Origin of the sequence: Pseudomonas sp. B40(2017), assembly GCF_002112855.1 — a bacterium.
Classification (GTDB): domain Bacteria; phylum Pseudomonadota; class Gammaproteobacteria; order Pseudomonadales; family Pseudomonadaceae; genus Aquipseudomonas; species Aquipseudomonas pharyngis.
On the sequence record NZ_NEIT01000007.1, the window covers coordinates 411,503 to 429,599 of the forward strand.

Genomic DNA, 18,097 nt, shown 5'->3' on the forward strand with positions numbered 1-18,097 from the left:
TAGTCGCGAACAGCATCGCTGCTCTAGAATCGCCAACACCTGTTGTCGGCATGGCGCTATCTAAAGCAATTTTTTGCGTGCGATATGTCGGAAAAATGCTTTTGTTGGTGAGTTTTTTCCCTAAAGTTCGTAGTCAGTTTTTCCTGGCCGGCCGTGATGCGTTTTCCTTCAACATTTGGAGAACGTCTTTGCAGGTTTCGCGAGTGGCATTCCAGTAGTCTTGTGCAACTCGCGTTGAATGAGCACTTCGCTCGCTCAGGCGTATATTCGAGTCATCGCGCAACACCTTCGGCCCGGCCGACTTTTTCTGCTGTGCGCGCTTTCGCGTATGGCACTCTTTTCAAGTGTGGGGATGTTTCTTTGGCAGTCAGTAACCTCGATATGCATGCTTTGTTCGTGCTGGGTGATTTGCGGGCAAAGCTGGTCAAGCAGTTTCAATCACGTTTTGTTTACATCACCGAGCAAAACGCCGAAGGCATTTACGTTGCCGAGATCGACACCGAAAGCGCATTGGTGGTCGATGACAAACCTGGCCTCAAGCTCAAGGTCGGCGATCATTTCAGCGCGTCGGTACTGCCCAGCCGTGAAGGCGGCAAGATGGACATCCGCTTTCGCGAAATCAAAATGACCGTGTACGGTCTGGGCGACTACGCGTTCGTCACCACGGCCGATGGCCACGCCATCGTGTTCAAGGAAGGCCACAGCGCGGTTACCGTGTTTGCCGCCAATGAACAACTGCAGGAAGGCCTGACCAAAACCCTGAAAGCCGTCACCGCCAAAGCCGCCAAGTGGCGCAAGGGCGAACTGGTGACGTTCAAGGCCAGCGAGTGAGCCGCGCCGATTTCCATTTGCAGAACCTCGACAGCGCCCGTGAAGAAGCACGTCGACTGTTCACTGCGAAGGCCGAGTTGAAGGGCGCTTGGCTGGGTTGGGTCGCCTCGCAAATCTACGCTTTGCAGCCTGCGGAATACGCCAGCATGGTCAGACGCGAGCTGAAGAGCCTGCAGGAAATGTCTGAAAAGTAGCCTCGTGCGCGTCATGCCCCTGAAAAAGCAAGAACCTCGTCTACAGTCAGTTGACTGAGTATTCAGAGGCTTGCGGTCTTCTGTCAGGCCATCCTGCTATTGCTGTGAACGGCACGAGGTGCAAAAGCATGAACGGATTTCGACGGTTGCTGGCTGCCGGGTTGACCACATTCGGCCTGATGACGGTGGTGCCTTCGGTGAGCGCGGCACAGGCGCCGATTCACTTTGCCGATCTGAACTGGGAAAGCGGCAGCCTGATCACCGACGTCCTGCGGATCATTGTCGAGAAGGGCTATGGCCTGCCGACCGATACCTTGCCGGGCACCACCATCACCCTTGAGACTGCGCTGGCCAACAATGACATTCAGGTCATCGGCGAAGAGTGGGCCGGGCGCAGTCCGGTATGGGTCAAGGCGGAGGCCGAGGGCAAGGTCGTCAGCCTGGGCGACACGGTCAAAGGCGCTACCGAAGGCTGGTGGGTGCCGGAATACGTGATCAAAGGCGATCCGGCCAAGGGCATCAAGCCATTGGCGCCGGACCTGCGAAGCGTCAGCGATCTGAAGAAGTACAAGGACGTGTTCAAGGATCCGGAAACCCCGAGCAAGGGCCGATTCCTCAACAGCCCGATCGGCTGGACATCGGAGGTAGTGAACAAGCAGAAGCTCACGGCGTATGGCTTGCAGAATGACTTCACCAATTTCCGCAGTGGTTCCGGTGCTGCGCTGGATGCCGAGATCAGTTCATCGATCCGCCGGGGCAAGCCGGTGCTGTTCTATTACTGGTCGCCGACGCCGTTGCTCGGCAAGTTCAAGCTGATCCAACTCGAAGAGCCGCCGTTCGATGCCGAGGCCTGGAAGACCCTGACCGACGCCGACAACCCCAATCCGAAACCGACCCGGTCACTGGCCTCGAAGCTGTCGATCGGGGTGTCCACGCCGTTCCAGAAGCAGTATCCGCAGATCGCCGAGTTCTTCAGCAAGGTCGACTTTCCGATTGATGATCTGAACAAGGCGCTGGCCGAGATGAGTGAAAAACACACACCACCTCGGGATGCGGCGACAGCGTTCATGAAGGCGCATCCGGATGTGTGGCAGGCGTGGCTGCCGAAGGATGTGGCAGATAAGGTTTCAGCTGATTTGAAATAGAGGTTGAATCAACGGACCTCATCGCGGGCAAGCCCGCTCCCACAGGTTTTTCGGTGTGCTCTGAGCTTTGAAAACACATCGATTCCTGTGGGAACGGGCTTGCCCGCGAAGCTTTTAGAAGCGGGTTTGCACAGCCAGCTCAAAGGTGCGCGGTGTGCCGAGGTAATACGCCGGCGATACATGGGCGAACTCGGCATACACCTCATTCGTCAGGTTGCGCACCCGCCCGGTCACGGTGGTGTGCGAGTCCACCTTGTAGCTGAGAAAGCTGCCAAACAAGGTGTACGACGGCACGGTCATGGTGTTGGCCGTGTCGGCGAACACCGACGCCACGTACCGCGCATCGACCCCGCCTTGCCACTGCGGCGAGAAATCATAGGTCAGCCATAGATTGCCCACCCGGTCCGGCACGTTGGTCGGTGTATTGCCCTTGCGCGAAACCACTACGCCGGCGGCGTTCTTCTCGTTGAACTCATCGTATTGCGCATCGACCCAGGCGAAGTTGCCTTCGGCCAGCAGCTTGTCGGTGATCCGCAGCGAGCTGGCAATCTCGATGCCCTTCGAAGTCTGCTGGCCGACCGGAATGCTGCTGGTCGGGTCCAGTGGATCCGTCACTGCGAAGTCCTTGCGCTCGATGGTGTAGGCGGCCACCGTCGCCGAACCGCGTCCGTTCAGATAGTCGAACTTGCTGCCGATTTCCCATTGCTTGCCGGTCGAGACATCGAAGTCCTGGGTGCCATTGGGTTGCTCGGCGGCGGTGCTGTATTGCACGTACACATTGGCTGACGGTATGAACTGGTATGTCATGCCGACACGCCCTGTGACCGGTTCCCAACTGCGCTTCAAATGACGCGGGTTGCTCGCGCTCACCGTGCGATGGTTGGTCACATTGAGGTCGATGTCGTCATAGCGCAGACCGGTTAACAGCGAGAGCTTGTCGGTCAGTGCCAGGAGGTTTTCGGCAAACAGCGCTTTGGTCGTGACTTCGTTGGTCTTGTCGCTGACGAAACCCGGCATCGTTCCGGGGATGTTATAGAAATGCCCCGGTCGGTAGTTGTTCGGGTCCACCGCGCTGGCGCCTTTGACGTTCAGCGGCGAGTTGGTGGTCTGGTTGACCTTGTATTCGAATCCGCCGGACCAGGTGGTGTCGAGGCCGAACAGGGTGTTGTCGTGGCGCAGTTCGAATTGGTTGCCGTTCTGCTCGCCCTGGTGTCGCACCTGATACGCAGTGGAGCGGTTCACCGCGCTGTTGTCGGCGTTGTATTGATAGGTTTCCAGGTTGCGGTAATCACGCTGACTGTCGAGGTGATAGAGGGTGTTGCGCAGGGTGGTGCTGTCGTTGATCCGGTAATCGATGATCGAGCGCACCCAGATCGTCCGCTGCTCGTAGCGGCCGTCCTCGACGTTGTAGTTGTTGAAGCGGTTGTGCTTGTCGATCTTCAACTCGCCGGCCTTGGGGTTGAGCACCGGCGTGCCCCAGTACGGGCTGTCCTCGTGTTCGTCCTGATATTCCAGGGCCAGGGTGTGCGACAGGTTCGGCGTCAGGTCGCTGAGCAACGAGAACGCCACGCTCCAGGCATCGCGTTCCTGGCGGTCAATGTAGCCGTTGCTGGTGTTGTGGCTGACGTCGAGTCGCGCGTAATGCTGAACGTCGGCACCGGGTTCGGTCAGCGCGTGATTGAGGCCGAACGCGGTTTCGGTGGTGTCGTAGGTGCCATAGCTGACCCGGCCTTCGATGGCTTGCTCGTCGCGGGTGGCCAGTTTGGTCACGTAGTTCAGCGAGCCACCGACCGAGCCCGCGCCGTTGATCAACGATGACGGGCCGCCGACCAGTTCCACCCGGTCATAAATCCATGAATCCACTGGCCGCGCCAGTCCCCCGGAAACGTTGACGCCGTTGAACATCTGAGTGATCTGGCTGCTGGTGAAACCGCGATAGGAGACGAATCCGCCAAAGCCAGGCGGTGCACTGGCGTTCACGCCCGGCAAGGTGTTGGCCGCGTCCTGAAAGTTTTGCGAACCGCGACGTTCGATGTCACTGCGGTTGGCAATGGCCACCGAGGCCGGGGTGTCACGCACGCTGAGGCCGAGGCGCGAGGCCATGCCGCTGGACTGGTCGAGGCTCAGGCCGGGTTCGGCGCCGGACTCGCCGTCAATAGTGATCGGCGCCAGATCCACGGTGGATTGCGCCCAGACGTTGACGGACAGGCAGCCGCACAGGCTCGCCAGCAAGGTAAGTTGTTTCATTGATTGAATCCTGAATGCTTGTTCTCGGAGTCAGCGCACAGGCGAACGCCGCGCGTTGGCGCAGTGGGCTGACAGATCAAAAAGGCAAGGGCACTCAGGCGAGCGGCGGGGCGCGGGGATTGGCCGAAGGCCAGATAAAGCGGGCAGGAAGGTCGGCGCTGACGATGGCCGGCAGCGGCGGGCTGTGTTGTTCCGGCAGAATCGCCAGGGTCAGGCTGGAGTTGAACGCCGGGCCCATGCCTCCGGTGGAGCACAGCGGACAGCCGAAGGCTTTGGCCAGGGTAGGCAGTTTTTCTTCGGCGGGATTTGAGGCGAGCGGCGCCTGGGTGCTCGGGTCGACGGCACAGAACTGTCCGCCGATACCGTTGAGCTGCATACCGACCATTTGTCCGTGACCGATGCTGCAGGCGAACACGTTGAACAGGACGCAGCAATAGAGCATCCAGGCCAGCAGTGAGCGATCGGTACGGGTGAATTTCATGGGGCGGCACTTTACCGCACCGCCGATCGGTCGTGCACATGGAAAAATGCCGACTAGGATGTTTTGTTCAAATCCCTTTCAAGGATTCTCGACCATGACCTTTGTGTTGGCTCAATGGCTGGTGACGATATTCGCGGTGATCAGCCTGATGCATGTGTATTGGGCGATGGGTGGGCAGTGGGCGGCCGTGGCGGTGGTGCCGCAGGTTCCGGTGGATAACGGCGGGCTGACCCTCAGGCCTGCGTTCAAGCCGTCAGGCTGGATCACGCTGGTGGTGGCGGCAGCCCTGCTACTGATTGCCGCACTGGTGTGCATGCGAGTGGGGTGGTGGCTGCCCGCCGTGCATCACTGGGCGCTGCAATGGGTGATCAGCGCGATTGCGCTGTTGATGTTTGCGCGGGCGATCGGCGATTCGGAGCTGGTGGGTTTTTTCAAGGAAGTGAAGGGATCGCGGTTCGCCCGGCTCGACACTTGGCTTTACTCGCCGCTGTGTCTGATATTGGGAGCCGGGCTGCTGGCCGTCGCCTGGATCTAGCTCCCGGTTTCAGTACGCCGGCTGCTGACCTCGGCCGGCACGTCATCCCCGGCCATGCGCTTGCGGAACAACGCCGCCCGCGCCAAGAGCAAGGTGGTCACCGGCACGGTGATCGACAGCAGAATCGGGATCAACCATGCGTGCAGCACCGGCCCGGACTTGAGCGCGGAAAAACAGATGATCGATGCCAGCGCCACACACCACGCGCCGAGGGTCGAGGCCAGTGCCGGCGGGTGCATGCGCTGGAAGTAATCCTTCATCCGCAGCAGGCCGGTCGCACCGATCAGGGCGAAAATACCGCTGAGCACCAGCAGAATCGCCACCGGGATTTCCACCCACAAAGACAGTTCAGCGTTCATTCGATCACCTCGCCACGCAGGAGGAATTTCGCCAGGGCAAACGAGCCGACGAAGCCGAACAGCGCGATCAGCAGCGCCGCTTCGAAGTAGGTGTCACTGGCATAACGAATCCCCAGGGTCAGCATCATCAGCATGGCGACGATGTACAGGTAATCCAGCGCCAGTACCCGGTCCTGCGCCGACGGGCCTTTGAACAGGCGCACCAGCGTGAGGACCATGGCCAGGGAAAACAGGAACAGCGTCAGCAGAATGGCGTTCGACAGCAGCGGGCTCATTCGAAAATCTCCATCAACGGCCGCTCGTAAGTGACCTTGAAGTGCTGGATGAACTGCGCCTCGTCATCCAGATCCCAGACGTGCAGCAACAGAATGCTGCGATCCAGCGCCAGTTCCGACCAGACTGTGCCGGGAATCACCGTGGTGATCATCGACAATGCTGCCAGGCCGTTGGCGTCGCGCAGGTCCAGCGGCACCTTGATGAAGCGCGAGCGAGGCGGGCGGCGACCGGCGTTGAGCACGCCCCAGGCCACCTGCAGGTTCGAGACGATCACGTCACGCCCGACCAGCAGAAACAATCGCAGGATCGTGCCCGGGCGGCGGATGTGAATCCGCTGCGGGCGCAATTTGCGCATCATCAGCGGGGCGCAGAAACCGAGTACGGCACCCAGCAGCAGGTTGCCCGGGCTGACCGACAGGTTCAGTACCAGCCACAGCAACCACAGCGCAAGCGACAACCACGGAGCCGGAAACAGACGCTTCATGGTTGCACCTCCAGCAGCGCAGCCTTGGCTTCCGGGCTCGGCACGGCGCGGGTGCCGAGTACCGCCATTACGTATTGCTGCGGATTGTTCAGGGCATCGGCCGCTGCCTGGGTGTAACGCAACAGTGGTTCAGCCTTGAAGGTCAGCGCGATGCTCAGGCCGAGCAGCAGGAAAATCGGTGTGCATTCCAGTTTGCGCAGCAGCGGCGACGGGCGCTCCTCTGGCGACCAGAAGCGTTGGATCCCCAGACGCGAGAACGCCATCAGCGAGCCGAGGCCTGTAAGAATCAGCAAGGCCAGTAAGCACCAGGCGGCATTCGAGATCGGTTCGCCTGCGCCGAGGCCCAGCGGATTGAGCAGGGCACCGATCAGGCTGAGCTTGCCGATGAAGCCGGACAGCGGCGGCATGCCGATAATCAACAGCGCGCAGGCAATGAAGCTCAGACCGAGGAAGGCCATGGTCCACGGGATCACCTGACCGACCACGGCTTTCTGATCGTCGTCGAGGTTGATGCCCTTGATCGGACGCTGCCATTCCTGCGGACGCGGCAGCAGTTCGTTCTCGTCTTCCAGCGGCACTTCGATGGCGGTGCGCGAACGTTCGATCAATTCGGCCAGCAGGAACAGCGCGCTCAATGCCAGGGTTGAGCTGACCAGATAGAACAGCGCGGCGCCGATCAGGTTCGGCTGGGCGAAACCCACGGCCGACAGCAGGATCCCCGCGGACACCAGAATGCTCAGGCTGGCCATGCGTTCCAGACGTTGCGCGGCAATGATCGCCACGCCCGCGCCGGCCATGGTCGCCATGCCGCCGTAGATCAGCCAGTCACCACCAAAATACGCCGAAGCGCCGGCCTGGCCCGAGAACAGCAGCGTCCACAGACGCAGCAGGGTGTAGACACCGACCTTGGTCATGATCGCGAACATCGCCGCCACCGGTGCGCTGGCCGACGAGTAGGCCGGCACCAGCCAGAAGTTCAGCGGCCACATGCCGGCCTTGGCCAGGAACGCCACGGCCAGAATTCCCGCGCCGGCGTGCAACAGGCCACGGTCGGCCTCCGGCACCAGCGGGATCTTCAGGGCCAGATCCGCCATGTTCAGCGTGCCGGTCACACCGTAGATCAGCGCCGCGCCGATCAGGAACAGCGACGACGCCAGCAGGTTGATCGAGATGTAATGCAGCCCCGACGACACCCGCGCCCGGCCCGAACCATGAAGCAACAGGCCGTAGGACGCGGCCAGCAATACCTCGAAGAACACGAACAGGTTGAACAGGTCTGCGGTCAGGAACGCGCCGTACAGCCCCATCAACTGAATCTGGAACAGCGCGTGGAAGCTCGACCCGGCGCCGTCCCAGCGGGCCATGGCGAACAGCAGGGCGCTGACACCAATGATCCCGGTCAGCACCAACATCAATGCCGACAGACGATCGACCACCAGCACGATGCCGAACGGCACCTGCCAGTTGCCCGGCAGGTAGACGCCGATGGATCCGGGCACGCCGGTGGTCTGGGTCCATTGCAGCAGCATCACCGAGATGCCGAGGCCGAGGAGGCTGGAGAACAGGTTGATTTTCGCCTTCAGCGGACGGTGCTTTTCGCCGAGCATCAGCATGATGGCGGCGGTCAGCAGCGGCAGCAGAATCGGTGCGGCGATCAGGTGAGTCATCGCCGTCATTCCTTGGGCTCCCTTCCGTCAACGTGGTCGGTGCCGGTCAGGCCCCGTGAGGCCAGCAACACCACCAGAAACAATGCGGTCATGGCGAAGCTGATGACGATGGCCGTCAGCACCAGCGCCTGGGGCAACGGGTCGGTGTAATTGAGCAGATCCTGTGGCACGCCGTCCTTGATGATCGGCTCCTTGCCGATGAACAGGCTGCCCATGCTGAAGATGAACAGGTTGACGCCGTAGGACAGCAGGCACAGGCCCATCACCACCTGGAATGTCCGTGGCCGCAGGATCAGCCAGACCCCGGACGCGGCGAGTACGCCGATGGCGATTGCGATGACTTCTTCCATCAGGCGGCTCCTTTGGCGGCAGCGGTTTTATGGCCCCGGACCGATTGGTGGGCGAGGGCGGTGAGGATCAGCAAGGTCGAGCCGACCACCACGGCGTAGACGCCGATATCGAAGAACAGCGCGCTGGCGATATGGATATCACCCAGCAGCGGCAGGCTGAAGTGCCAGGTGTGGGTGGTCAGGAACGGATAGCCCACCGCCATCGCCCCGAGGCCGGTAACGGTGGCGAACAGCAGGCCGGTGCCCATCCAGCGCAGTGGGCGCAGGCTCATTTGCGCCTCGACCCACTGAGTGCCGGCGACCATGTATTGGAGGATGAACGCCACCGACATCACCAGACCGGCGACGAAGCCGCCACCCGGCTGGTTGTGCCCGCGCATGAACAGGTAGAACGACACCACCAGCGCAATCGGCAGCAGCAGGCGCACCAGTACCGCCGGCACCATCATGAAACCGAGCGCGGTGTCGCTGGCCGAGCGCGGGTTGACCAGATCGGTGACCACGTCGGGGGCGAGCAGGCGCTGTTGGGCCGGCAGTTGCAGGCTTTCTTTCGGCGGGCGGAAGCGACGCAGCAGGGCGAACACGGTCAGTGCCACGGCGGCCAGCACTGTGATCTCACCAAGGGTGTCGAAACCACGGAAATCCACCAGCATCACGTTGACCACGTTGCTGCCGCCGCCCTCGGGCAGGGCGCGACTCAGATAGAACGAGGAAATGTCGTTCGGCGTCTGCCGGGTCAGCATCGCGTAGGACAGCAGCGCCATGCCGCCACCGACGGCAATCGACAGCAGCAAGTCGCGCAGACGTCGAACCCGCGCCTTGCGCAGGCTGCTTGGCAGCGGCGAAACCTCTTCGATCCGCCGTGGCAGCCAGCGCAGGCCGAGCAGGATCAGCACGGTGGTCACCACTTCGACCACCAGTTGCGTCAGGGCCAGATCCGGCGCCGAGAACCAGACGAAGGTTACGCAGGTCATCAGGCCGCAGACGCTGACCATGGTCAGTGCGGCGAGACGGTGATACTTGGCCTGCCACGCAGCGCCCAGGGCGCAGGCGATTGCCAGCAGCCACAGGGTCACGAACACGATCGAGCCCGGGATCTTCGGCCGGTCGCCCCAGCTCAGGTTGCTGTGCAGCATCGGGATCAGGCCGGCCAGCACTGCCGCCAACACCATCAGGAACAGCTGGGTTTGCAGACGCTTGGTGCCGATCCTCCGCTCCAGCCGCCGGGCCAGACGCATCATCGCCACCAGACTGCGTTCGAACATTCGCTTGCCGTTGAGGCGGCCCGCCAGTGGCGGATACTTGAAGCGGCCGCGCTTGAGCTGGTTGCGCAGCAGCAGATACAGCACGATGCCGCCAGACATGGCGATCAGGCTCATGATCATCGGTGCATTGAGGCCGTGCCAGATCGCCAGGCTGTATTGCGGCAGCACGCCACCCACCACCGGCAACGCGGCAGCGGCGAGCAACGGGCCGACCACCTGGGCCGGGAAAATCCCCACCAGCAGGCAGGTGAACACTAGCAGTTCCACCGGCGCACGCATCCAGCGCGGCGGTTCGTGCGGGGTGTGCGGCAGGTCGGTGGCAGTCGGGCCGAAGAACACGTCGACGGTGAATCTCAGCGAGTAGGCAACGCTGAACATCCCGGCAATAGTCGCGACGATCGGCAGGCTGGTTTCAACCCAGGCGGTGGCGTTGATGAACACGGTTTCGGCGAAGAACATCTCTTTCGACAGGAAACCGTTGAGCAGCGGCACGCCGGCCATGGACGCACTGGCGACCATCGCCAGGGTGGCGGTGAATGGAATCAGTTTGAACAGGCCGTTGAGCTTGCGGATGTCGCGGGTGCCACTTTCGTGGTCGATGATCCCGGCGGCCATGAACAGCGAGGCCTTGAAGGTCGCATGGTTGAGGATGTGGAACACGGCTGCCACAGCGGCCAGCGGACTGTTCAAACCCAGCAGCAGGGTGATCAGGCCGAGGTGGCTGATGGTCGAATAGGCCAGCAGCCCTTTGAGATCGTTCTGGAACATCGCGCAGTACGCGCCGAGCAACAGCGTGGCGGCGCCGGCGCCGCTGACGATGTAGAACCATTCTTCGCTGCCGGACAGCGATGGCCACAGACGGGCCAGCAGGAAAACCCCGGCCTTGACCATGGTTGCCGAGTGCAGGTATGCCGAAACCGGTGTGGGTGCCGCCATCGCGTGGGGCAGCCAGAAGTGGAAGGGGAACTGGGCGCTTTTGCTGAGGGCGCCGACAAGAATGAGGGGAAGCAGGATGGGGTAGAGAGCGTGTGCGCGAATCAGATCGCCGGCGGCCAGGACCTTGTCCAGGTCATAGCTGCCGACCACATGGCCGAGGATCATGACCCCCGCCAGCAAGCACAATCCTCCCGCACCGGTGACCATCAACGCCATGTACGCACCACGGCGCGCGTCGTGGCGGTGGTGCCAGTAGCCGATCAACAGGAACGAGAAAAGGCTGGTCAGCTCCCAGAAGAACACGATCTGGATCAGGTTGCCGGAGATCACCAGCCCGAGCATGGCGCCCATGAACGCCAGAAAGAACGCGAAGAAGCGCGGCACCGGATCGTCCGGCGACATGTAATAACGGGCATATAAGGAAACGAGGGTGCCGATGCCCAGCACCAGCATCGAGAACAGCCAGGCGAAGCCGTCCATGCGCAGGACGAAGTTCAGGCCCAGGCTGGGCAGCCAGGTGAATTCTTCGCGGATCACGCCGCCGTGGGCGATCTGCGGGTACAGCATCGCGACCGAGACAGTGCCGATCAGTGCGACCAGACCTGCCAGCAGGGATTCGGCGTTACGTGCGTTGTGCGGCAGCACGGCTGCCAGACAGCTGCCCAGAAAAGGCAGAAGCAGTAGAACTATCAGGGACATAGGCTTCTAATCTGCGGAAGTTTGTGAAGCATCATACGTGCCAGCTCCCGGATCGCCAAACGCGAGGATGTCTCTGAATCCTACAAAGTAGCCGTAAAACCCCCGTTTAGCCTTCGGTCTCGTGCTCCAATTCTTCCGTGACCGTTTGTGTCTCTTTGCCTTTGGTCTTCAATTCACTGACGATCACGGCCGCCACGATCAGCCCCGCACCCACCAATGCAATCGCTGGCAGACGCTCCCCCGCGATGCGCCCGACGATTCCGGCCCACACCGGCTCACCGGCGTAGATCAAGGTCGCGCGGGTCGGCGAAACACTTTTCTGCGCCCAGTTCATCGCCACCTGAATCGCCGCGCTCATCGCGCCCAGGCCCAGGGCGGTGCTCAGCAACAGCCACGAGAAATCCGGAATCGCCTCGCCGGTCGGCACCACCATCAAGAAAGACAGGGCCGAGGTTACCGCCAGTTGCACCACCGTCACTCGGCGCACATCCACCTGCCCGGCGTAGTTACTGATGAGGATGATTTCGGCCGCAATCGCGATGGCGCTGATCAGCGTGGCGATTTCACCGGGGCTGAAATTCAGCGAAGCCCCGGATGGCCCGGAAAGCAGCATCAGTCCGGTAAACGCCAGCATGATGCCGATGCTCGGCATCAAACCCGGGCGCCGGCCCAGCACCAGCCATTGCAACAGCGGCACGAACGGCACGTACAACGCCGTGATGAACGCCGACTGGCTGCTTGGGATACTCTGCAACCCAACGGTCTGCAAGCCATAACCGAGCAGGATCGCCACGCCGATAAAGGCGCCAGCCTTGAATTCGAACAGGGTCAGTTCCCGCAGGTGTTTCCAGGAGAACAGCGCAACAATGCCTGCGGCGGCGGCAAAGCGCAGGCCGACGAAAAACATCGGGCCGCTGACGGTCATGGCGTGCTGCACCAGCAGGAAGGTGCCGCCCCAAAGCATGGTGATCAACACCAGCACGCACTCGGCTTTGCTGAACCGGGAAAACCGCAGGGGAGTTTGAGGGGAGTTGGCTGACGTCATGACCTTGCGCACTTTTAAGAAGGAGACGCACAATGCGCCAAATGGTGCGCAGTATACTGCCCAACCCCAGCCAGTGAGCAATATAGTGCACAGAGATTCCGTTCAGCGGGCTTCAGTCCTGCAACACGTCAGCCAGAACGTCCGGCGCCTGCGCCACGCCGCCGACATGAGCCAGACGGCCCTCGCCGAAAAGTCCGGGGTCAGCCGCCGAATGCTGGTGGCCATCGAGGCGGGTGAGAAGAATGTCAGTCTGACCACCCTCGACCGCGTCGCCGAAGCCCTCGAAGTGGCCTTCAGCGATCTGATCCAGGCCCCGGACAATCGCGATCCGGGCCGCATCAACGAACTCGCCTGGGCCGGCAGCATCCCCGGCAGCAAAGCCGTTTTGCTATCCAAGGCCAATGCCACCCGCGCGGTGGAGCAGTGGGAATGGTGCCTGCAACCGGGTGAGGTCTATCCGTCGCAACCGGACGCCGAGGGCTGGAGCGAACAGATCTTTGTGTTCGAAGGCTGCCTGACGCTGATGCTCGGCGACCAACCCCAGCAAATCGCGGCCGGCGAGTTTTTCATGTTCGCCAGCAATCAGCCGCACACCTACCGCAATGACGGGGAAGTGGCCGCGCGCTTCGTGCGCAATGTGGTGATCTGACGCCAGTCACCGTCGGTCGGATATAGCCTTTTACCTGTTATTTCTGACAGTAGACGTACATATCTCGTCGCCATTCAATGGTTCCAGGCAACGTCGTTGCTCAGCTCTCCTCTTTGGGCAGAGTTCACCCTCGTTAAGAAGGAATAAAGAAATGGAACCGGAAGCGCTCGAAATGAAAGAAGCAATTGGAACGGTACTCAGCCTGAAGAACGTGCCCGCACAGGGGGCGACGGCCTTAATTCCAGTTCCTCCTGTTACCGATCCCGACGATCTTGTCGAATTGAGAATCAACGCTAAGGTGGTAGTCCCGGCTCAGTCGCCGGGCCCTGATATTGGTGGTTATTATGAGTTGCTGATTCCACGAACGGCGCTACTTGACAATCTTGGTGCTGGAAGGACGTTCGACTATATTCACTGGGCGGGGGGGGCTAACGACCAAAAATCTAAACCCGTCCAATACGACATCACCCACTGATTGTTAACTCCATGGCAGGTCCCGCATCTTTGGTGGCCTGCATTCTCATGTGTTTGCTGATCAACAGTAAAACCACATTCTGTTGAGTGGTTTCTAGGTACGGGATCAAATTTTTATCTTAACCGTTTGATTTAAAACAACTAATGAAGCTGGCATGACTTCTGTATTGACGCCTGTGAAAACATTCTTCGCTGGAGTCGCTTCATGCCCATCTTTGTCCAATGCTTACCTTCCTCTCCTGTTATTCATGGAGTGCAGGGCAGGTACAATTTCAATCGTCACAGAAGTGATGTTTCTTGTGGCAGTTTTCGAATTAGCAGCATTGCTACTCCAATTTTTCGGAGTGCCATCTGATGCCCCGCGAAATCCGCCTCAACGCCTTCGACATGAACTGCGTCGGCCATCAGTCGCCGGGCCTGTGGGCTCACCCTCGGGATCGCTCCTGGCAGTACAAGGATCTGGAGTACTGGACCGATCTGTCGAAAGTCCTTGAGCGTGGCAAGTTCGACGGCTTGTTCATCGCCGACGTGCTGGGCATCTACGACGTCTACAACGGCAATGGCGAAGCGGCGATCCGGCAGGCGGCGCAGGTGCCGGTCAACGATCCGTTGCAACTGATTCCGCCGATGGCGCTGGTCACCGAACACCTCGGTTTCGGCCTGACTGCTTCGCTGTCCTTCGAACATCCGTATCCATTCGCCCGACGCCTGTCGACCCTCGATCACCTGACCAAGGGCCGTGCCGGCTGGAACATCGTCACCTCTTATCTGGAGAGCGGCGCGAAGAACATCGGCCAGCAAGCCCAGACCGAACACGACGCGCGCTACGACTTCGCCGAGGAATACCTGGAGGTCTGCTACAAACTGTGGGAAGGCAGCTGGGAAGAGGGCGCGATCCTGCGGGATCGCGAGCGGCGGATTTTCAGTGACCCGAGCAAGATCCACGAGATCCGCCACCACGGGAAACACTTCCAGGTGCCGGGCATTCACCTTTGCGAACCGTCGCCGCAGCGCACGCCGGTTCTCTACCAGGCCGGCGCGTCCAGTCGTGGCAAGCAGTTTGCCGCCGAGCATGCCGAGTGTGTATTTGTCGCGGCACCGTCGAAAGTGCTGCTGAAGAAAACGGTGGCCGACATCCGCCGCCGCGCCGCCGAGGCCGGGCGCGATCCGTCGAAGATCCTGATCTTCAATCTGCAAACGGTGATCTTGGGCGAGACCGACGCCAAGGCCAAAGCCAAGTTCGAAGAATACAAATCCTGGGTCAGCTACGAAGGCGCGATGGCGCTGATTTCCGGCTGGACCGGCATCGACTTCAGCCGCTTCAAACCGGACGAACCGCTCAAACACGTACACACCAACGCGATTCAGTCGGCGGTCGAAGCATTTTCCACGGCCGATCCGAACAAGGTCTGGACCCCCAATGAACTGGCCGACTGGGTCGGCATCGGCGGCTTCGGCCCGCTGTTCGTCGGCAGCCCGGAAACGGTGGCGGACCTGTTGCAGGAATGGGTCGACGAAACCGACGTCGACGGCTTCAACCTGGCCTACGCGCTGACCCACGAAACCTTCATTGACGCCGTGGAGTTGCTGGTGCCGGAGTTGCAGAAACGCGGTGTCTACAAGACCGAGTACGCGCCGGGGACCTTGCGCGAGAAGCTGTTTGGCGAAGGGCCGAGACTGCCGGAGATCCATCCGGGCAGCGGCTATCGAAACCTCGGCGAGCTGAATCGGCAGGAGAAAAAGGTCGCGTCTGTCTAGACGTCTTCGCGGCGTCTGAATGACACTGGCCCGAGCATATCCTCAGCTGCGAGAACGGCATGACTCAAATCGATACAACCGCCACCCGTCACGCCGACATTCTGATTGTCGGCGGCGGCCTCAGCGGCACGATGCTGGCGGTGCAATTGCTGCGTTTGCCGGGGCGCAGAAAGATTCTGGTGATCGAGCCCCGGGCCGAACTGGGCCGGGGCGAAGCGTACAGCGCGGTGGAGCTGGGCCACACGCTCAACGGCAATGCGGCGCGGATGAGCGTCGATCCGGACAATGCCGATGACCTGACTCAATGGCTGACCGATCACATCGCTGGCGGTGGCTGGCCGGAGTCGGATCAGCAACATGTACCGGTCAGCGAACTGTTTCCACCTCGGGGTTTGTTCGGCGTGTATGTGCAGCAGCGTCTGGCGGAGGCGCAGCAGGTGGGCGCGCAACACGGTTCGACGGTCGAGCATGTGCGCGCCGAAGTGGTCGATGTTCAGGCTTCCGGCGATTCCGTGCTGCTCACTTTGAGTGACGGCCAGCCATTGCAGGGCGCTTTTGCAGTGCTGGCGACCGGGATGTTCCCGGCTGCTCGCACCCCGCAAAAAGAATCCAGCGGCCTCAACGCGGCGGCGCTCGATCCGTGGGATGTCGCGGCCATGCGCCAGCTCGATCCACAATCCACGGTGCTGATCATCGGCTCCGGCCTGACCATGGTCGATGCCGTGGTGTCGCTGGAGCAGGCCGGGCATCGCGGGCCGATCGAGGTGTTTTCCCGGCACGGGCTGCTGCCTCATGTTCGTCGGCAACCGCCCGCGTGGGTGGACTTCCTCGCCGAGGATCACAGCATCCGCACGCCGCGCCAGTTACTGCGCGAATTGCGCCGGCATTGCCGCGACGCCATCGCCCAAGGCATCGACTGGCAGGCGCCGCTCGACACCGTGCGGGCGCACATCGGTCGTTTGTGGAGCCAGGCCAGCGATGCGCAGCGCCGGCAGTTCGTGCGCCATGTGCGACCGTGGTGGGAAAGTCATCACCATCGTTCACCGCCGCTGAGCGCGGAATTGGTCGAGCGACTGCATCGGGAAGGGCGATTGCGCATTCAGGCGGCGTCTTACAAGGGGCTTGAGCCGGTATCGGGCGACGGCGTGGGTATCCGCATTCGCCCTCGCGGTGAGGCTGAAACCCGCGTGGTGCAGGGCGCGGCGTTGATCAACTCAAGCGGCATCGAATACGACTGGCGCCGGGTCGCGCGACCTTTGCCACAACAATTGTTGGCGCGCGGTCTGGTTCGCCCGGGGCCGTTGGCGCTGGGCATCGCGGCGGCGGTGGACGGTGCGGTGCTGGATGAAGAGGGTCGGGTCTCGAACCGCTTGTTCGCCTTGGGCCCGCCGCTGCGTGGCATGTGGTGGGAAAGCACCGCTGTCACCGACGTGGCGTTGCAGGCCAAGGCGCTGGCCGCGCGACTGGTGCGCTGACGCCCGAATGCAAGAAACCCCGCTTTGGCGGGGTTTCCTGTTTCTGGCAGCTCAAACCGATCACTCAGTAGCGCTGATATTTGGAACCGAATTCCGGGCGGTTTTCCGCGACGTACAGTTTGGTCTGTTCGGCGTTCTGTTGGAGTTTGAGGCCTTGGTGTTCGGCGTCGTTGCTGACGGTGTCGACGTTCAGGGTGCCGGACTGGCCAACGGTCGCAGCCGCGACAACTGGAGTGCTGGCGTGTGGGGCAGCGATGGCGGAAGTGGCGCCGATCAGGGAAACAATGAAGCCGAGTGCGATGATGTCTTTCATGATGTTGCTCCAGAGAGTGGGGAGAAGATGGGGCCCACTGTAGTGCTGGAGGGTTTTGATGTGAAAACACCCTTGCGCATAGTTGTTATCGAAGGTGTTGATGCGCGATCAGCGCGGTAGGGTATTGCTCAGCCAGCGCTGGCGCAGCTTCTCCAGACGGCCGTCGGCCCGCAATGTATCCAGCGCCTGCTGCCAGCGTGCGACCTGTTTCGGATCGGTCTGCGGCGAAAAGGCAATGTAGGTGTTCTGTTTCATCAACGGGATCTGGTACTGCAAGCGTCCCGGCTCCATGCCTTGTTCGCGGGCGAGGGCGGCTTTGGACCAGGTATCGGAGACCACGAAATCGGTACGCCCCAGGCTGAACAGTCGCATCATCTGCTCCGGGGTTTCCACGCCGTAGAGATTGTTCAGGTCTTGCCCTTGCAGGTAGCTGTAGACCAGCCATTTGCGCGGCACGGTTATCCGGCCCAGGTGATCGGCTTCACGCAGGCTGTGCACGGGAGGCTGGAGATTGTCGCGGGCGTATAGCGCGGTTTCGACTTCGATCAGCGGCCCGACCCATTGATAGCGATCGTCGCGCTCATCGGTACGCAGCACGGTGAATACGCCGGTGTCGGGGGTGTCGCTGGCCATGCGCAAGGCGCGCAACAGCGGGACTTGTTGCAGATGGATACGATCGCCGGTCTGGGTCGCCAGGGCCTGCACCACGTCCACACCGAATCCCGCGAGCTGATTGCCTTGCATGAAATGCAGGGGCGGGTGGTTGTCGGTGAGCAGTTGCAGATCCGCCGCGGTGGCCGTCAGGGCCAGCATGGACAGCAGACAGGCTGCAAATCGTTTCATGAATCGTCCCTGAACAAATCAATCGCGCAGCTTAGTACGAGCCATGACGGCTGTCGTGGGGAAACAGCGGG

General features: G+C 61.3%; 19 protein-coding genes. 8 read left to right on the top strand and 11 right to left on the bottom strand.

The window, feature by feature from the left end:
* The first annotated feature begins 360 nt into the window (after nucleotides 1-360).
* The 3 genes from CAF76_RS21935 (at nucleotide 361) to CAF76_RS21945 (ending at nucleotide 2,170) form a co-directional block, all read left to right on the top strand.
* Nucleotides 361-831: a hypothetical protein gene (locus tag CAF76_RS21935; protein ID WP_007950541.1), complete on the top strand. Its 471-nt coding sequence runs from the start codon at nucleotides 361-363 to the stop codon at nucleotides 829-831.
* Complete coding sequence (locus CAF76_RS21940; protein ID WP_039767035.1) at nucleotides 828-1,025, top strand: hypothetical protein; 198 nt, start codon at nucleotides 828-830, stop codon at nucleotides 1,023-1,025. The genes CAF76_RS21935 and CAF76_RS21940 overlap by 4 nt, the downstream gene beginning before the upstream one ends.
* A gap of 128 nt (nucleotides 1,026-1,153) precedes the next feature.
* Complete coding sequence (locus CAF76_RS21945) at nucleotides 1,154-2,170, top strand: ABC transporter substrate-binding protein (protein ID WP_064597408.1); 1,017 nt, start codon at nucleotides 1,154-1,156, stop codon at nucleotides 2,168-2,170.
* A gap of 114 nt (nucleotides 2,171-2,284) precedes the next feature.
* Here the strand turns inward: CAF76_RS21945 and CAF76_RS21950 are convergent, their stop codons facing one another.
* Nucleotides 2,285-4,417 (bottom strand): TonB-dependent siderophore receptor, encoded by a 2,133-nt coding sequence (locus CAF76_RS21950; protein WP_085648378.1) that lies wholly within the window; start codon nucleotides 4,415-4,417, stop codon nucleotides 2,285-2,287.
* 94 nt (nucleotides 4,418-4,511) lie between these two features.
* Nucleotides 4,512-4,898 carry a DUF2946 domain-containing protein gene (locus tag CAF76_RS21955; RefSeq protein ID WP_011334690.1) on the bottom strand — a complete coding sequence of 129 codons (387 nt, stop codon included), beginning with the start codon at nucleotides 4,896-4,898 and terminating at the stop codon, nucleotides 4,512-4,514.
* Between the two features lie 94 nt (nucleotides 4,899-4,992).
* Here CAF76_RS21955 and CAF76_RS21960 point away from each other — a divergent pair, with 94 nt between their 5' ends.
* Nucleotides 4,993-5,433 carry a DUF3995 domain-containing protein gene (locus CAF76_RS21960; RefSeq protein WP_085648379.1) on the top strand — a complete coding sequence of 147 codons (441 nt, stop codon included), beginning with the start codon at nucleotides 4,993-4,995 and terminating at the stop codon, nucleotides 5,431-5,433.
* Here the strand turns inward: CAF76_RS21960 and CAF76_RS21965 are convergent.
* The 7 genes from CAF76_RS21965 to CAF76_RS21995 form a co-directional block, all read right to left on the bottom strand.
* Entirely contained in the window at nucleotides 5,430-5,792 is a 363-nt protein-coding gene (locus CAF76_RS21965; protein WP_064379433.1) for a Na+/H+ antiporter subunit G, read from the bottom strand. The two genes, CAF76_RS21960 and CAF76_RS21965, sit on opposite strands and share 4 nt — an antisense overlap.
* Nucleotides 5,789-6,067: a K+/H+ antiporter subunit F gene (locus CAF76_RS21970; RefSeq protein WP_011334688.1), complete on the bottom strand. Its 279-nt coding sequence runs from the start codon at nucleotides 6,065-6,067 to the stop codon at nucleotides 5,789-5,791. The genes CAF76_RS21965 and CAF76_RS21970 overlap by 4 nt, the downstream gene beginning before the upstream one ends.
* Complete coding sequence (locus CAF76_RS21975; protein ID WP_039767025.1) at nucleotides 6,064-6,552, bottom strand: Na+/H+ antiporter subunit E; 489 nt, start codon at nucleotides 6,550-6,552, stop codon at nucleotides 6,064-6,066. The genes CAF76_RS21970 and CAF76_RS21975 overlap by 4 nt, the downstream gene beginning before the upstream one ends.
* Complete coding sequence (locus CAF76_RS21980) at nucleotides 6,549-8,228, bottom strand: monovalent cation/H+ antiporter subunit D (RefSeq protein ID WP_085648380.1); 1,680 nt, start codon at nucleotides 8,226-8,228, stop codon at nucleotides 6,549-6,551. Before CAF76_RS21980 ends, CAF76_RS21975 begins: the two co-directional genes overlap by 4 nt.
* Entirely contained in the window at nucleotides 8,225-8,569 is a 345-nt protein-coding gene (locus tag CAF76_RS21985) for a Na+/H+ antiporter subunit C (protein WP_003192163.1), read from the bottom strand. The genes CAF76_RS21980 and CAF76_RS21985 overlap by 4 nt, the downstream gene beginning before the upstream one ends.
* Nucleotides 8,569-11,469, bottom strand: a complete 2,901-nt coding sequence (locus tag CAF76_RS21990) for a monovalent cation/H+ antiporter subunit A (RefSeq protein ID WP_085648381.1) — start codon at nucleotides 11,467-11,469, stop codon at nucleotides 8,569-8,571. Before CAF76_RS21990 ends, CAF76_RS21985 begins: the two co-directional genes overlap by 1 nt.
* A gap of 106 nt (nucleotides 11,470-11,575) precedes the next feature.
* A complete protein-coding gene (locus CAF76_RS21995; RefSeq protein WP_085648382.1) occupies nucleotides 11,576-12,514 on the bottom strand; it encodes a DMT family transporter in 939 nt (312 codons plus the stop codon).
* 85 nt (nucleotides 12,515-12,599) lie between these two features.
* Here CAF76_RS21995 and CAF76_RS22000 point away from each other — a divergent pair, with 85 nt between their 5' ends.
* The 4 genes from CAF76_RS22000 to CAF76_RS22015 all read left to right on the top strand — a co-directional run bounded on the left by CAF76_RS22000 (nucleotide 12,600) and on the right by CAF76_RS22015 (nucleotide 16,870).
* On the top strand, nucleotides 12,600-13,163 hold the full coding sequence (locus CAF76_RS22000) for a helix-turn-helix domain-containing protein (protein ID WP_085610605.1): 564 nt from the start codon (nucleotides 12,600-12,602) through the stop codon (nucleotides 13,161-13,163).
* A 151-nt stretch (nucleotides 13,164-13,314) separates the two neighbouring features.
* Nucleotides 13,315-13,638: a hypothetical protein gene (locus CAF76_RS22005; protein ID WP_085648383.1), complete on the top strand. Its 324-nt coding sequence runs from the start codon at nucleotides 13,315-13,317 to the stop codon at nucleotides 13,636-13,638.
* Between the two features lie 353 nt (nucleotides 13,639-13,991).
* On the top strand, nucleotides 13,992-15,395 hold the full coding sequence (locus CAF76_RS22010; RefSeq protein ID WP_085648384.1) for an LLM class flavin-dependent oxidoreductase: 1,404 nt from the start codon (nucleotides 13,992-13,994) through the stop codon (nucleotides 15,393-15,395).
* A gap of 59 nt (nucleotides 15,396-15,454) precedes the next feature.
* Nucleotides 15,455-16,870: an FAD/NAD(P)-binding protein gene (locus CAF76_RS22015; protein ID WP_085648385.1), complete on the top strand. Its 1,416-nt coding sequence runs from the start codon at nucleotides 15,455-15,457 to the stop codon at nucleotides 16,868-16,870.
* A 64-nt stretch (nucleotides 16,871-16,934) separates the two neighbouring features.
* Here CAF76_RS22015 and CAF76_RS22020 read toward each other — a convergent pair whose 3' ends face one another.
* Complete coding sequence (locus tag CAF76_RS22020) at nucleotides 16,935-17,183, bottom strand: hypothetical protein (protein ID WP_039767006.1); 249 nt, start codon at nucleotides 17,181-17,183, stop codon at nucleotides 16,935-16,937.
* A 108-nt stretch (nucleotides 17,184-17,291) separates the two neighbouring features.
* The gene (locus CAF76_RS22025; RefSeq protein ID WP_085648386.1) at nucleotides 17,292-18,026 is read right to left on the bottom strand and encodes an ABC transporter substrate-binding protein; all 735 of its coding nucleotides are present in this window, start codon (nucleotides 18,024-18,026) and stop codon (nucleotides 17,292-17,294) included.
* Nucleotides 18,027-18,097: the final 71 nt, after the last annotated feature.